Source organism: Fodinicurvata halophila, from assembly GCF_042651425.1.
In the GTDB taxonomy this organism is placed as follows: domain Bacteria; phylum Pseudomonadota; class Alphaproteobacteria; order Kiloniellales; family DSM-21159; genus Fodinicurvata; species Fodinicurvata halophila.
The window spans coordinates 673,192-688,856 of the sequence record NZ_JBHSCW010000003.1; the positions used below are offsets into that span (position 1 = coordinate 673,192).

Below are 15,665 nucleotides of genomic sequence, written 5' to 3' on the forward strand. Positions count from 1 at the left end.
AGCTTCAGCAGAAAAACGCGCATTGCTGTACGGGTTTTCTTGATTCCGCCGTTCGTGTCACTAATCTGGCGCGGCAATTGCCGACGGCTCCGCCGTCACCACAAGATGCTGGATGCTTTGCAGGGGAAGCATGAGTCTCGCCTTAATTGTTCTACTGCCGTTCATCGGCGCCTTGTTTCCGGCTTTCCTGATTCGTGGAGGGCGGAATGCCTGTGCCTACGGAACGGGCTCCTTTACGCTTGTGGCCCTTATCCTGTTGCTGGTGCAAGCTCCGGCTGTCTTCGGGGGAGAGGTCCTGCAGGCACGATTCGAGTGGCTCCCCCAGCTTGGCCTCAACGTCAATTTCTTTCTCGATGGACTGGGCTTCCTCTTTGCCCTGCTGATTCTCGGAATCGGGCTGCTGATTATCCTCTATGCACGGTTCTATCTCAGTCCCCAGGATCCAATGGGGCGCTTCTACGTTTACCTGATGCTCTTTCAGGGCGCGATGGTGGGCATCGTCCTGTCGGACAACATCCTGCTGCTCCTGATTTTCTGGGAATTGACCAGTCTCAGTTCGTTCCTGCTGATCGGCTACTGGCGACAGATGCCGGAAGCCCGTCAGGGCGCGCGCATGGCCCTCGCGGTTACGGGCGGCGGCGGCCTGGCCCTGATCGGTGGCATGATCCTTCTGGGACAGATTGCCGGCTCGTACAACCTTTCGGACATCCTGCAAGCGGGTGACCAGATCCGCAGCTCGGATCTCTACCTGCCAGCCCTGCTGCTGATCCTCACCGGGGCCTTTGCGAAGTCTGCGCAGTTTCCGTTGCACTTCTGGCTGCCCCACGCCATGTCGGCCCCGACCCCGGTCAGCGCTTACCTGCACTCCGCCACCATGGTGAAGGCGGGGGTCTTCCTTTTAGCCCGCGTGTGGCCCGCCCTTTCCGGTACGCCGGAGTGGTTCTATATCGTGGCCAGCTTCGGCCTGGCCACGATGATCATTGCCGCCTGGATTGCGGTCTTCAAGGATGATCTGAAAGCCCTGCTGGCCTTTTCGACCGTCAGTCACCTGGGCCTGATCACGATGCTGTTCGGCTTCGGTACGCCGTTGGCGGCCATGGCCGGCGTCTTTCACATCATCAACCATGCCACATTCAAGGCGGCTCTCTTCATGAGCGCCGGTATCGTCGATCATGAAGCACACACCCGGGATATACGCCGTCTCGGTGGATTGCTGACCCTGATGCCGATCACCGCAACCCTGGCCATGGTGGCTGCCGCCTCCATGGCAGGTATCCCCTTGTTGAACGGCTTCATCTCCAAGGAAATGATGCTGGAGGAAGCCGTTCACACCAGCTACCTGGGACAGGGCTGGATCGTCCCGGTCTTCGCCACACTGGGAGCGGTTCTCTCTGTCGCCTATGCAGCGCGTTTCGTGTTCCATGTCTTCCTGGGACCCGTACGAGACGACTATCCGCACAAGCCCCACGACCCCCCTATCGGAATGTGGCTTCCAGTCTTTGTCCTGGTTTCCCTGGTGGTTCTGATCGGGCTGATGCCCGCCCTCATCGCCGGCCCGCTTGTACATGTCACCACGGATGCGGTCACAGGCGGCAACACACCGGATTACCATCTCGCGATCTGGCACGGCTTCACGCCGGCGCTTTTCATGAGCATGATCGCACTGGGCGGAGGCCTGATCCTGCTCGCACTCTACTACCCGGTGAAATCTGTGCGAGAGGCATTCCCGCGTCCCGAGGCCAAGGTTATCTACGAAACGACCATCGACACCCTTGCCCGGCTTGCGCGAAAGCTAACCAATGTGGCCCACAACGGCTCGCTGCAGCGTTATCTCTCCATCATGCTCGCAGCGATCATCGCCGCCGGTTTCCTGGCTTTCTTCAATGCTGCCCCCCCTGCGCCCGGCGAACGTGAACTTGTGCCGTTCAACTGGCCTGGACTGGTGGCTTGGGTTCTTCTTGCCGCCGTCCTCGGCGCAATGATGGTTTTTCATCACCAGAGGCTCTTTGCCCTGATCCTCATCGGTGTGGTGGGACTGGTGGTGGCCCTCACCTTCTTCTATTTCTCGGCTCCCGACCTTGCCCTGACCCAGATCTCCGTCGAGGTGGTCACCGTTGTACTGATGCTGCTTGCCCTGAATTTCCTGCCCAAGGAAACTCCAAGGGAAAGCTCCGGATTTCGCAAAGTCCGCGACCTGACACTCGCCGGCTTTGCCGGCATCGGCGTTACCGGCCTGGTCTATGCCGTCTTGACCCGCGGCTTCGAGACGATCTCTGACTACCACCTGGCGCAATCCAAGCCTGGCGGGGGTGGCACCAATGTCGTGAACGTCATCCTGGTCGACTTCCGCGGCTTTGACACCTTCGGCGAGATCATCGTTCTGGGAATTGCGGCCCTGGGAATTTATGCCCTGCTAGACAGCGCGCTGCGGGGACCGGCTCAGACCCGGCTCGCGAACTGGGTTCCCGAAGGCATACGGGCCATGGATGCGCATCCCTTCATACTGGTGATCGCGACACGCGTGCTGCTGCCTCTGGCCCTCATGGTTGGCGTCTATATCTTCCTGCGAGGCCACAACGAACCCGGCGGCGGCTTCATTGCCGGCCTGGTGGTGTCCATTGCCCTGCTGATGCAGTACATGGCCAGTGGTTTCTCGTGGGCCCATCATCGGTTGAGAATTGACTACCACGGGCTCATCGGCGCAGGCGTCCTGGCCGCCGGACTTACCGGTGTCGGAGCCTGGTTTGCCGGTCGCCCCTTCCTGACCAGCGATTACACCTATGTCCATCTGCCCGTGATCGGTGAATTCGAACTGGCCACTGCTCTCTTATTCGATATTGGTGTCTTCCTGACGGTGGTGGGAGCGGTCATGCTCGCCCTGGCCAATCTCTCGCGCATAGGAGAGCGAGTCGATGCGGCCTATGAAGCCCAGGAAAAGGCAGCGAAAAGCGGGGAGGCCTGATACATGGAACTGCTTGTTTCCTCCGGCATTGGATTGATCGTCGCCTGCGGCATCTATCTGCTCCTGCGCGGGCGCACGTTTCCGGTAATTCTTGGCCTGACCCTGCTGTCTCACGCAGTGAACCTGGTGCTTTTCTCCATGGGGCGCCTTAACGTCGGGTTGCCACCCATCATTTCGAAGGACGCGGTCGGCTATACAGACCCCCTTCCACAGGCCCTGGTCCTGACCGCCATCGTCATCGCCTTCGGCATGACGGCGTTGGCCGTGGTACTGGCCCTGCGCGGCTACCTGGAAACGGGTGAGGACGGTGTGAACAACGCAACGGCGGATCAGCAGGACCCCTCATGACGCACTGGACCATCCTTCCCGTTGTACTGCCTGCCCTGACGGCGGCTCTGATCGTCCTCCTGGCCCGGCAGGACCTGGTGCTGCAACGCTTCCTGTCCCTGCTTTCAGTTCTCGCGGTGACGGCCGTATCCATTGGCCTGCTGGTCTATGCCGCCGGGCATGGTCCCTATAGTTACGAACTGGGCAACTGGCCGGCGCCGTTCGGTATCGTGCTCGTACTCGACCGGCTCTCGGCGGTCATGGTGCTGATCACCATGCTGCTCGCTTTTGCCGTGCTGCTCTATAGCCTCGACGGCTGGGACAGGCGCGGATGGCATTTCCATGCCCTTTTTCAGTTCCAGCTCATGGGGATCAACGGCGCCTTTCTTACGGGGGATCTCTTCAACCTCTTCGTTTTCTTCGAGGTTCTGCTGATCGCCTCCTACGGGCTCATGCTCCACGGCGCCGGTGCATCCCGCCTCAAGGCCGGCATGCAGTACATCGTCGTCAACCTGACGGGGTCATCGCTCTTCCTGGTGGCTGTAGGGCTGATCTACGGGATCACCGGAACGCTCAACATGGCCGATCTGGCGCTCAAGGTCGGAGAGGTTGAAAGCGGCGATCTGGCCCTCCTCCAAGTCGGCGCCGTCCTCCTGTTGATCGTGTTCGCGATCAAGGCTGCCCTGGTTCCCCTCCACTTCTGGCTGCCCGGTACTTATGCCGCCGCAGCGGCACCCGTGGCCGCTCTGTTTGCCATCATGACCAAGGTAGGCGGCTATTCCATCCTGAGGGTCTATACGTTGATCTTCGGTGGGAATGCTGGCGACAGCGCCTGGATCGCCCAGGACTGGATCATGCCCGCCGCTCTTGTGAGCCTGGTTGTCGGAATGCTGGGAATCATGGCCGGGCGTACGCTGCGCGATCTCATCTGCTTTTCCGTGGTGTGGTCCATGGGCACGCTGATGGTGGCATTCGCACTGTTCAACGAACCATCGATATCTGCCGGTCTCTATTACATGGTGCACAGCACCTTCGTGACCGGTGCGCTTTTCCTGATCGCCGAACTGGTCATCAGCAGTCGCAGCGACGGGCGGGATACGCTTGCCTTCGGCTTGCCGCTTCGCAATGAAGCGATGCTATCGGGTCTCTTCTTCCTTGCCGCAATCGGCATGGCCGGTTTGCCGCCGCTCAGTGGCTTCGTCGGCAAACTGCTGATTCTCGAGGGTGCAACAGGCACACCTTATGTCGCCTGGATCTGGGCGGTCATACTGACCACCAGCCTATTTACCATCGTGGGCTTTGCGCGTGCCGGCAGCATGCTTTTCTGGAAGAGCCAGGCGGCCGGTGCGGCCCAGGGCGCAAAGGACTCACCGCCTCCCACCACCGAAACAGGCTCGAAGCTGGCACACGCCTCTTCAAACGGCCTGGGGATAGCCGCAACGACCTATCTTCTTGCACTGATCGCACTGCTGACAGCATTCTCTGGACCCGTCAGCCGCTATTTTGATGTCACGGCCTCACAGCTCCTTGACGGGGGTGCCTATATCGAGGCTGTCCTGGGGGCCGAAGCCCTTACCGGAACTTCAGCTTCCGGTGAGACCACCATGATGGAAGAGGGTTCCAAGGAGGACGTGCAATGATCAGCAAGCTCTTCCCTCACCCCCTCATGACGGTTGTCCTGACCCTCGTCTGGATGATGCTGATGAATGCGTTCACGCCGGCCACTTTCGTGCTCGGGCTGATCCTCGGCATCATTCTTCCTATCGTGACCAGCCCCTTCTGGGAAAACAGGCCTGTCATCCGCAGACCTCTCAAGGTCGCAGAGTACATGGTGGTGGCCATTTATGACATTGTGGTCGCGAACATCCAGGTTGCCTACCTGATCCTTTTCCGTCGCAACCGGGACCTGAGACCACGGTTTTTCACTGTCCCGCTGGAGCTCCGGACACCTGAGGCCATTGCCATACTGGCTGGGACGATCACCATGACTCCCGGCACCGTAAGCAGCGACATCTCGACGGACGGCAAGAGCCTTCTGGTGCACGGCCTCGACGTTGTCAGTGAGGAAGAGACTGTGTCCGGCATCAAGTCACGTTACGAGAGACGACTGAAGGAGATTTTCGAATGATCGAGTATGCAATCCTCTTCGGTTTTGCGAGCATCTCTCTTGCGATGCTGATGAATCTCCATCGTCTGATCGCGGGACCGGATTCCGTAAACAGGATTCTTGCGCTCGACACCATGACCATCAACACCATCGCGCTGTTCATCCTCTATGGTATTTGGCAGGGAACGACGACCAACTTCGAAGCGGCCCTGCTCTTCGCGATGGTCGGCTTCATTACCACCGTCGCCTTCTGCAAGTACCTGATGCGTGGCGACATAATCGAGTAACAGGTTGCGAAATGATTGACCTCCTGCTTGAGATCCTGATTTCTGCGATGATCGTTGTCGGAGGCATCTTTGCGCTGGTCGGCTCTTTCGGCCTCAGCAAGCTGCCGGACCTCATGACCCGCCTTCATGCTCCGACAAAGGCCACGACACTGGGTATAGGTGGCATGCTGATCGCCTCGATACTCTATTTTTCCGCAGTAAAACAGACTCTTAGCGTTCACGAACTGCTTATCACGATTTTTCTCTTTCTGGTCGCCCCGGTTACAGCCTATCTTATCGCCAAAGCTCATCTGCACAGAAGTAGAGCCAGACAAAAACAGGCTCTGTCCCAGCTTCCCAAACCTGCAGACAGCCAGGCCGGCTGGGCAACTTTCGACAAGGCCGACGAGAAGAGCCAGACGCAAATCCGCTGACCTCCTTCCGGTTGCTTGACGAATCACTGGAACAATACTAGAACGTTTTAGAAGTTTACGTTTCGTTCCTTTCTACTATCTTTTGCACCGGAGGCCGCGATGCTCACCAAAAAGCAGCATGAACTTTTGCTTTTCCTGCATCGCCATTTGAATGAGCATGGGGTTTCTCCTTCTTTCGATGAGATGAAGGAGGCGCTGGGCCTCAAGTCGAAATCCGGCATTCATCGCCTTATCAGTGGCCTAGAGGAACGCAACTTCATCCGGCGGCTGCCGCATCGTGCCCGCGCCATCGAGATCCTGCGCCTGCCCGGAGAGATGAACCTGGCAGCCGGCGGCTTCTCACCCAGTGTCATCGAAGGGGGACGCCAGGAAACTGCGGCCACACGGCCCCAGCTCGATGAAGCAATGCTTGCGGCAAAGACAACGGAAGGAAAGGGGGAAGCCTCATCCCTGCCGCTCTACGGCAAGATTGCAGCGGGCACTCCCATAGAAGCCCTTCGCGACCCCGACAGCTATACGGAAGTGCCACAGACCCTTCTGGGTCATGGTGAATACTATGCTCTTCTCGTCGAAGGCGATTCCATGATCGATGCCGGGATACTCGACGGCGACACCGTGATCATCGAGGTTACGGACCGTGCGGCGAACGGCGAAATAGTCGTCGCCCTGGTCGATAACGAAGAGGTTACGCTGAAACGCCTGCGACAACGACAAGGCGCCATTGCCCTCGAGCCCGCCAACGTGAATTTCGAAACCCGCCTCTTTCCCCCGGACCGCGTGCAGATACAGGGCCGGCTGGCTGGCCTGATCCGCAAGTACTGACTCATTGCGGTCGATTTCGGTAGGGATTCCAGGGTCTGTCTCCCTGCCATTTCCTGACACTCAGGGACCGAATTCCCTTCTCGTTCAACCAAAAGGCGTATCCGCCATTTCGCCAGAGATCGAGGCGCGTCAGGGTGACGCCATCGAGCTTCCGGGATCTGCAGGTCGCTGGCATATCCTTCAGCGTGATCAGGATATCCGCGGACAGGCAATCTTCAACCATAGCCTGAACCGTGTGTGCAAGCGCGACCTCTGTCCCGGCTTTGCGATACAGGCAGCCGAGATCGTCGCAGGAGAGCCAGTCTCCCTTCTGAGTGCCCGTGTCCGGCCAGCGAAGCGGCACGTCCTGGGCCCGGCGTTCCAGCCATTGCCCTGAAGAAAAGCGCGCCTTTCTAAGGTCCGACAGTGCCAGCTGCCCTTGGGGATCAGCCACTGCAATCACTTCGAAGCCTTCCGACACAAGGATGTCCGGCGGGTCGGCCATCACAGGCGTGCCAAGCCCGATCGCAAAGACTGGTAGTCCCACAAAGCGCCAGGACTGCCCCCATAGGCAAAGCCAGAGTCCTCCGCCGACACACAATAACAAGCCCCACAGGGGCATTTGCGGAACCAGCAGGCGCGCCTGAGGCAATGAGGAGATGTAGTGTGCCACATCGAGTACCAGGTCCACTCCCGCCCCCATCAAGGGGAGAAGCTGCTCGGCAAGGTTTAGGGGAGTGGCCAGCAGTACCAACAGGGCGGCCGGCATAACCCAAAACGCGGTCAGGGGAACTGCGACCAGATTGGCGAGTAGTCCGTAACTGGCAAGGCCATTGAAGTGATAGAGTGCGAAGGGCGCTGTTGCGAGTGTGGCTATGACCGTGGTGATTCCAACGCCCAGGAAGTAGCCGGAGACTTTCTGCAACCTTCCTCGAGCATCCTGGTCACTCCCGGAAGAGGCTTTTCTCTCGCGCAGTATCTCGTAACCCGCCACGAGACCTGTCACGGCAGCGAACGACATCTGGAAACTTGCCCCAAGCAGGCTTTCCGGGGACAAAACCAGGACAAGCAGGGCCGCCAGGCCGACCAGGCGCAGCGTCAAGGCGGTTCTGTCCAGAAGCACCGCAAGCAGTACCAGTCCTGTCATGATGAACGCGCGCTGGGTTGGGATCGTGGCTCCGGCCAGAAAGAGATAGCAGAAAGCCATGGCCAGGGCACAGCATGCGGCAATCTTCTTGACCGGCCAGCGCAGTGCAACAGCAGGCCAGAGACACAGGAACGCCCGCACCACGAAAAAGCTCGTCCCGGCAATCAATCCCAGATGCAAGCCGGAAATGGCCAGCAGATGAGCCAGGCCCGAGTGGCGCATGGCTTCGTTCGTCGCCTCGGAGATTGCGCCCCGTTGGCCGGTCAGCAAAGCGGCCGTGACAGCCCCCGTCTGCCCCGGCAATTCGGAAAGGGCCGTGTCCGCCAGCAACTGCCGCTGTTCGTTCCACCAGCCTTGCCATGTATCCTGCAGCCGGCGCCCTCTGGAAAAGACCTGCTCAGTCGAAACTTGCGAGGTCACAACGTCAGGTGGCCCGTAAGTGAAACCAACCGCCCCGATCTGCTTGAAGTAGGCGTTGCGGGCGAAATCGTAATCACCGGGAACAGCGGCCGGCGGGGGCGGTGCGAGAGACGCCAGGGCATTTACCCGGCTGCCGGTGTCCAGTTGCGGAATGTCACCGCGACTAACCAGCCGTAGATAGTGCGGGTACATCTTTTCTTCGAGCCCCTCAATGCTTTGAGGTTTCAGCAACAGGCGAACGCCCCCGGCGACAGGCTCCAGGGCAATGACCTCCGCCACCAGGGACACGGCCGCCATTTCCTTTTCCAGAACCGGAGCAGCGACCATGTGCGTTCGCACCTGGGCAAGATGGAAGCCCAGCACAATCATCATCAGCATGAAGACAGGATAGGCTGGCTGCCAGCGTTGCCGGCGTCCGAGCATCAGGGCAATCCCCGTAGCCGGCAGTGTGACGGCAAACAGATACGGCCAGGGTTCGAAGGGAAGCGAAAAATACAAAGCGATCCCGGATCCCAGTCCGACAACCAGCCATAGCCCCCAACGCTCACGCTCTTCGGCCAGGAAGTGCTGGAACAGGAGAACTGCTTTCAAGACTGGCCTCTAAGCTTGGGAAAGCCGGGAATTGACGAAACTTAGCTCTTTTGCAACCTTAATATGTGAGTGTTGCTTTGTTCAACTTAAAACCCCTATAGATAACAGACTGATCCTGTCGCGTGCGTCGGGAGAAGAGATGTGCTAGACAGCGCGCACGTGATTTCCTCCGGCTTTGTTTTGTACTGAATTCAAGGGATTTCGGTTCGTATATGACTGTCGTGACACGCTTTGCCCCCTCCCCAACTGGCTTTCTGCATATTGGTGGGGCGCGTACAGCACTTTTCAACTGGCTTTATGCGCGACATCACAACGGCTCCTTTCTCCTGCGCATCGAAGACACGGATCGCAAGAGATCAACCGAGCCGGCAATCCAGGCAATTCTGGATGGACTGCAATGGCTCGGCCTCGATTGGGATGAGCCCCCTGTCTATCAGTCGGTGCGTGCCGAACGTCATGCCGAGGTAGCCCGTGCCCTCCTGGAGGTCGATCAGGCCTATTATTGCTATGCCTCGCAGGAGGAACTGGAGGAAATGCGTCAGAAGGCCAAGCAGGAAGGCCGTCCTATGCGCTACGACGGCCGTTGGCGTGATCGCGATCCTTCGGAAGCCCCATCCGGCGTTCCTCCCGTGGTTCGACTCAAGGCCCCGCAGGAGGGCGAAACCATTATCAAGGACGAGGTGCAGGGCAAGGTCCGCGTCGCGAACGAGCAGCTCGATGACATGGTGCTCTTGCGTGCCGATGGCTCACCAACCTACATGCTTTCCGTCGTGGTCGACGATCATGACATGGGGATAACTCATGTTATCCGGGGAGATGACCATCTGACGAACGCCTTCCGTCAAACCCAGCTATACCGTGCAATTGGCTGGGAGCCGCCAATCTTTGCCCACATTCCCCTGATCCACGGACCCGACGGGGCCAAGATGTCAAAGAGGCATGGTGCCCTGGGAGTGGAGACCTACAGGGAAATGGGCTTCCTGCCCGAAGCCTTGCGCAACTATCTCCTGCGTCTCGGCTGGGCGCACGGCGACGAAGAGGTCATTCCGACGGAACAGGCGATCGAATGGTTTGACCTCGATGCGGTTGGACGTTCCGCCGCGCGCTTCGATTTCGCCAAGCTGACCAACCTGAACGGGCATTACCTGAAGGAAGCCGATGCAGCCCGTCTCGTGGATATCCTCTGCTCGGAGTTCTATTCAGAGGTTTCCCAGGTCGGTCGTGACCGTCTCCTGGCCGGAATGGAGGGGTTGAAGCCGCGCGCGAAGACCATGCAGGAACTGGCTGATTTGGGGCGCTTCTATATCCTCGCGCGCCCCCTCGAATTCGATGAGAAGGCGCAGCGTTTGCTTGCCAAGGGCGGAGCCGAATTGCTGGATGCTCTGATAGATGCCCTGCAAAACCTCGAGGAGTGGACTGAAGAGGTGATCGAAAATCGGGTGCGGCAACTGGCAGAAGAGCGAGAGCTGAAGCTGGGCACAGTCGCTCAACCATTGAGGGCGGCATTGACGGGGTCCAGCGTGTCACCAGGAATATTTGAGGTCGCCGCCGTTCTGGGACGCGAGGAAGCCCTCGGACGTCTCAGGGATGCACGCGAGCGCATGGAGAATTTCACTGTCGCTGCGGATTGATCGGCCTTCGAACCGGGCTTATGCTGCAGCGCAATAGCCCGGCCAGAGAGAAATGGACCACAGCCTGTACACAAGGAATGCAAGATGACCAAAGCGAACAGCGAAAACGGCGAGAATACGGTCACCCTGACCGACAACGGCACAGGCGAGCAATGGGAATTTCCGGTCATCGACGGCACCGTCGGCCCGCGTGTCATCGACATCCGCAAGCTCTATGGCGAAACGGGAATGTTCACCTACGACCCAGGTTTCACGTCCACCGCCTCCTGTGATTCGGCCATCACCTATATCGACGGTGACAATGGCATCCTGATGCACCGCGGCTACCGGATCGAGGATCTGGCGGAACACTGTGATTTCATGGATGTCTGCCATCTCCTGCTGAACGGCGACCTGCCGGATGTCCCGCAGAAGAAACAGTTCGAGCATGACATCACCTATCACACCATGCTCCACGAACAGATGATCTACTTCTTCCGCGGCTTCCGCAGGGATTCGCATCCCATGGCGGTGATGGTCGGCGTGGTTGGTGCCCTTTCGGCCTTCTACCACGATTCCACAGACATCACGGATCCGCATCAGCGCATGGTCGCCTCTCACCGCATGCTCGCGAAGATGCCGACCATTGCAGCCATGGCCTACAAGTATTCCGTCGGGCAGCCCTTTGTCTATCCGCGCAATGATCTGAACTATGCTGAGAACTTCCTCAACATGACCTTCTCCGTCCCCGCGGAGGAATACAAGATCAGCCCGACCCTGGCCCGGGCAATGGACCGCATCTTCATTCTGCATGCCGACCACGAGCAAAATGCCTCGACGTCCACTGTCAGGATTGCTGGTTCATCAGGCGCCAATCCCTTTGCCTGCGTTGCCTCGGGCATCGCTTCGCTGTGGGGACCGGCCCATGGCGGGGCAAACGAGGCTGTGCTGCGCATGCTCCAGGAGATCGGCTCCAAGGACCGCATTCCCGAATTCATCGAACGCGCCAAGGACAAGAATGACCCCTTCCGCCTGATGGGCTTCGGGCACAGGGTCTACAAGAACTATGATCCGCGCGCCAAGGTGATGCAGAAAAGCTGTCACGAGGTTCTGGACGAGTTGGGCATCCGCAAGGACGAGCCCCTGCTCGACCTTGCCATGGAGCTGGAGAGGATCGCTCTCGAGGATGACTTCTTTGTCGACAAGAAGCTTTTCCCGAACGTCGATTTCTATTCCGGAATCATCCTGAAGGCCATGGGCTTTCCGACTTCGATGTTCACTGCCCTTTTTGCCGTGGCTCGCACGGTTGGATGGATCGCCCAGTGGAACGAAATGGTCGAAGACCCCAATCACCGTATCAGCCGCCCGCGCCAGCTCTACCAGGGCAATACGGGGCGCGAACTTCCGGAATCTTACAAAACGAATTGAGAGTCTCGCAGATCCAAAAAAGGGCGCCAATCGGCGCCCTTTTTAGTTCTGCCCGAAAGCGCAGTACCTCCTCAAACTAATCGTCCTCGCGAATCATCGCACTGAAGCCCGCTTCAGCCGCAATCTGGTCATCCACGCGGACCTCGCCCTGGAACTTCCAGACCGGTCCCCGGTTGCGCAACTTGCTGACGTGGATATGCAATTGGTCCCCCGGAACGACGGGACGGCGGAAGCGGGCCTGTTCAATAGACATGAAATAGACGAGCTTTCCAGCTGCAGCGCCTTCCAGGGTCTCGACAACCAGGACAGCTGCAGTCTGGGCCATGGCCTCAATGATCAGGACGCCGGGCATCACAGGCTGCCGGGGAAAGTGCCCCTGGAAGAAAGCTTCGTTGATGGTTGCGTTCTTCAGGCCAAGGGCATGCTCGTTCCGCTCAAGCTCCAGAATACGGTCCACAAGCAGCATCGGATAGCGGTGCGGAATCATCCGCATCACTTCCATAACGTCAAAACGCAGTTCAGGCTTCTTCTGCACCACGCTTACGGAATCAGCTTCCTTAGAGGCCGTCATGCCAGAGATCCCCTAGCTTTCCGTTGTACAAAGGCGCTGGCTGCTGGTTCCTGTCAGGATACAGCAGTGGCCTGCCCTTCCTCGCGTTCTATTCCAATGACATTGAGACACTGGGCATTTGCTCGTTCAGGCGCGAAATCACTTCGTCCGTAATTTCGAAATCGTCATGAACCAGCAACAGAGTTGACTTGGGGATCACCATGTTCGCACCGCGTTCGCTGGCGATCGCATCGGAAATCTTCACCACAGTGTATTCCACTTCACCCACGGCTTCCGAATAGGCTTCGTCCAGACGCCCCATTTCCGTGTTGGCTTCCGACTGAAACTGGCCGAACTTCTGTTCAAGCTGACTGCGCTTTTCCTCGAAAGCATCCGAAGAAAGTACCGTTCGCTGCCGGGAAAGGGCTTCGTCCTCCTCACGCAGGCTTTGCTCCTGCTCCTGAAGCTTCTGCTCCATTTCGCTCCGTTTCGCTTCGGCTTCCTCGCGCAGCCCTTTCATGGCAACCGATTCTCTCATCACCTGCTGCAGGTCGACGACAAGAATGCTGGGCGTTGGCGGGGCATCCTGTGCGGTAACCTGCGTAGCGGAACCGATGATCACCAATAAGGAGAAAGCACTGGCTGCAAGTCCGGTAAGAAAGGATTTTCCGAGTGTCATATCAGAACTGTGTCCCAAAACTGAAATTGAATATCTGGGTCTCGTCATAGCTTTCCTTCTGGATTGGAAAGCCAAGATCGATGTTGATCAAGCCCAAGGGAGAGTCCCACGACACGCCGGGCCCCACGGACACACGGATGGAGCGGTTGTCACCGATGACATCGGTATCGTCATCCACGCCCCAGACCGTTCCGAAATCGCTGAACAGTCGTCCGCGCACATCGAATTCATCGGGAAGCCCAAGCGGGAAGATAAACTCCACAGTTCCCTTGGCAAAGTGATTGCCCCCAAGCGGGTCCCCACTGCCATCGTCCCTGGGACCTATGCCACCGTAGTCAAAGCCACGGAATTCATCAGCCCCCAACTGGAAACGGTCACTGATCCGTGTGTCCTGTCCCAGACCATGCATCGTACCCCCACGTGCCCCAAGTGAGACGGTCCACTCGTCTCCCAAAGGAAAATAGTACTTGCCGCCGGCACTGGCGCGAACAAAGCGGACGTTCCCGCCCAGCCCAGTAAACTGGGTGGTCAAGTCGGTGATGAAGCCCTCCGTGGGATTCCGCTTATTGTTACGCCTGTCCCAGATAAGGGACTGACTGATGCTGGAGCGCCAGGAAGCGCCTTCTTCGCGCTTGGCCTGAATTGGAGCATCATCGTCGACACTGTCGATTTCACGGCGTTCCAGGGTATAGCGCCAAACCTGCCGTGTGTGCTCGGTCAGGTCGTAGCCAGCCCGCAAACTGCCGCCACGCCGCTCTTCCTTGAACGAGAACTCGTTGCGATCCCGTGTAATGCGGAAGATATCAAATCCGGCGGAAATGGGGCGATCCATGAAATAAGGTTCGGTGAACCCCAGATTGAACTCGGAGCCCGTACCGCCCACACTCACGGACGCCCGCAAGTCCTGGCCATGCCCAAGCAGGTTACGCTCGCGCAACTGCACGCTGCCCAAGGGCCCCACGGCCGTGGAGAAGCCGGCACCGAACGTCAACTCACCGGTCGACTGTTCCTCGACCTCCGTCTTTATGATGACGCGATCCTCGGAAGACCCCTCTTCCGTGTCCATCTCCACAGTCCGGAAAAAGCCCAGATCCTCGATACGCTGTCGCGAGCGGCGCACACGTGCCTGGTTGAAGGCATCGCCTTCGGCCAGGCGGAATTCCCGGCGAATCACTTCATCCACGGTGCGCACATTGCCTTCGATATCGATTCTCTCGACAAAGACCCTTGGGCCCTCACCGATTTCATAGACGATGTTCACCACCTGGTTCTCGCGATCGGTATCCGCCCGGGGCTGGACATCGACAAAGGCGTACCCCTGCTCGCCGATCCGGTCGGTAAGTTCCTGAACGTCCTCCTCGACGGTGGTCGCGTCGTACCAATCCCCTTGCTGCGCATCGATCAGGTCCTCCACGGACTCCGGCTCCAAATCACGCAGATTGCTTTCGATCGTCACTTCCCCGAACTCGAAGCGCGGTCCCTCCTCTACCGTGAAGGTTATGATAAAGCCCGTGCGATCGGGATTGAGCTCGGCATTCGTCGATAATACCTGGAAGTCGGCATAGCCTTCTTCCAGGTAGAATCGCCTCAGCAACTCTCTGTCGAATGCAAGCCGGTCGGGATCGTAAACGTCGGAACTGGACATGAAGCGGTACCAGGCCGATTCCCGCGTCGAGATTTCCCCGCGCAGTGTACTGCCGGAAAAAGCTTCATTTCCGACGAAATTGATCGACTCCACTCCGGTGAGCGGGCCTTCGTCGATCTCATAGACCAGATCCACGCGATTCTGATCCAGCTCGATGATCTTGGGTTCGACCGTTGCCGCGAAGCGTCCCTGGCTGCGGTAGATGTCCTGAATGCGCTCGACGTCGTTCTGGACCTTGGTGCGCGTGTAGACCACCCGGGGACGCAGCTGCACTTCGCGTTGCAGCTCCTCATCATCTATGCGCTGGTTTCCTTCGAAGGCCAGGCGATTAATCATCGGGTTCTCTTCGACAGTCACGATCAGCGCACTGCCTTCGCGCCGCAACGTGACGTCCTCGAAGAGGCCGGAATCATATAGATTCTTGAGAGACTGATCGAGCGTCAGCGGGTCGAATTCGTCACCGGGTTCCACTTGCATGTAGCTTTGCACCGAGGCCGGATCGACGCGCTGTGTGCCCTCGATACGGATCTCCTCGATTATTCCACCTTCATTGATGGATTGTGCCCGTACGTCATCCGAAATACCGGTCAGGGCCAAAGCTACGACCAGCATCCCCCCGAGAAAAAGAGTTCTGAGCCCCACGAAAACCTCCCTAGCCGAATCCGGCAAACAGATCCGCATGCTGTCGCACGTCCCCT

General features: G+C 58.5%; 13 protein-coding genes. 9 read left to right on the forward strand and 4 right to left on the reverse strand.

What is annotated here, in order from left to right:
• Positions 1–130: 130 nt before the first annotated feature.
• The 7 genes from ACFOW6_RS07995 (at position 131) to lexA (ending at position 6,918) form a co-directional block, all read left to right on the forward strand.
• Positions 131–2,962 carry a monovalent cation/H+ antiporter subunit A gene (locus ACFOW6_RS07995; protein WP_382421811.1) on the forward strand — a complete coding sequence of 944 codons (2,832 nt, stop codon included), beginning with the start codon at positions 131–133 and terminating at the stop codon, positions 2,960–2,962.
• A 3-nt stretch (positions 2,963–2,965) separates the two neighbouring features.
• Positions 2,966–3,310: a Na+/H+ antiporter subunit C gene (locus ACFOW6_RS08000; protein WP_382421812.1), complete on the forward strand. Its 345-nt coding sequence runs from the start codon at positions 2,966–2,968 to the stop codon at positions 3,308–3,310.
• The gene (locus ACFOW6_RS08005; RefSeq protein WP_382421813.1) at positions 3,307–4,929 is read left to right on the forward strand and encodes a monovalent cation/H+ antiporter subunit D; all 1,623 of its coding nucleotides are present in this window, start codon (positions 3,307–3,309) and stop codon (positions 4,927–4,929) included. The genes ACFOW6_RS08000 and ACFOW6_RS08005 overlap by 4 nt, the downstream gene beginning before the upstream one ends.
• Positions 4,926–5,417: a Na+/H+ antiporter subunit E gene (locus tag ACFOW6_RS08010; protein ID WP_382421814.1), complete on the forward strand. Its 492-nt coding sequence runs from the start codon at positions 4,926–4,928 to the stop codon at positions 5,415–5,417. Before ACFOW6_RS08005 ends, ACFOW6_RS08010 begins: the two co-directional genes overlap by 4 nt.
• Positions 5,414–5,683 carry a K+/H+ antiporter subunit F gene (locus tag ACFOW6_RS08015; RefSeq protein WP_382421815.1) on the forward strand — a complete coding sequence of 90 codons (270 nt, stop codon included), beginning with the start codon at positions 5,414–5,416 and terminating at the stop codon, positions 5,681–5,683. The genes ACFOW6_RS08010 and ACFOW6_RS08015 overlap by 4 nt, the downstream gene beginning before the upstream one ends.
• Positions 5,684–5,694: 11 nt before the next feature.
• The gene (locus ACFOW6_RS08020; protein ID WP_382421816.1) at positions 5,695–6,096 is read left to right on the forward strand and encodes a Na+/H+ antiporter subunit G; all 402 of its coding nucleotides are present in this window, start codon (positions 5,695–5,697) and stop codon (positions 6,094–6,096) included.
• Positions 6,097–6,195: 99 nt separating this feature from the next.
• Entirely contained in the window at positions 6,196–6,918 is a 723-nt protein-coding gene (gene lexA, locus ACFOW6_RS08025) for a transcriptional repressor LexA (RefSeq protein ID WP_382421817.1), read from the forward strand.
• A gap of 1 nt (position 6,919) precedes the next feature.
• Here the strand turns inward: lexA and ACFOW6_RS08030 are convergent, their stop codons facing one another.
• Positions 6,920–9,055 carry a ComEC/Rec2 family competence protein gene (locus ACFOW6_RS08030; RefSeq protein WP_382421818.1) on the reverse strand — a complete coding sequence of 712 codons (2,136 nt, stop codon included), beginning with the start codon at positions 9,053–9,055 and terminating at the stop codon, positions 6,920–6,922.
• A gap of 212 nt (positions 9,056–9,267) precedes the next feature.
• Between ACFOW6_RS08030 and gltX the strand changes: the two genes are divergently transcribed.
• Entirely contained in the window at positions 9,268–10,686 is a 1,419-nt protein-coding gene (gene gltX / locus ACFOW6_RS08035) for a glutamate--tRNA ligase (protein WP_382421819.1), read from the forward strand.
• An 84-nt stretch (positions 10,687–10,770) separates the two neighbouring features.
• Complete coding sequence (gene gltA, locus ACFOW6_RS08040; RefSeq protein WP_382421820.1) at positions 10,771–12,093, forward strand: citrate synthase; 1,323 nt, start codon at positions 10,771–10,773, stop codon at positions 12,091–12,093.
• A gap of 76 nt (positions 12,094–12,169) precedes the next feature.
• On the opposite strand, the gene fabZ is transcribed toward gltA, so the two are convergent.
• From fabZ to bamA, 3 genes are all read right to left on the reverse strand, one after another.
• Positions 12,170–12,664, reverse strand: a complete 495-nt coding sequence (gene fabZ / locus ACFOW6_RS08045; protein WP_449267356.1) for a 3-hydroxyacyl-ACP dehydratase FabZ — start codon at positions 12,662–12,664, stop codon at positions 12,170–12,172.
• A gap of 88 nt (positions 12,665–12,752) precedes the next feature.
• Positions 12,753–13,322, reverse strand: coding sequence for an OmpH family outer membrane protein (locus ACFOW6_RS08050; protein ID WP_382421821.1), 570 nt, complete (start codon positions 13,320–13,322; stop codon positions 12,753–12,755).
• Position 13,323: 1 nt separating this feature from the next.
• A complete protein-coding gene (bamA, locus tag ACFOW6_RS08055) occupies positions 13,324–15,609 on the reverse strand; it encodes an outer membrane protein assembly factor BamA (RefSeq protein ID WP_382421822.1) in 2,286 nt (761 codons plus the stop codon).
• Positions 15,610–15,665: the final 56 nt, after the last annotated feature.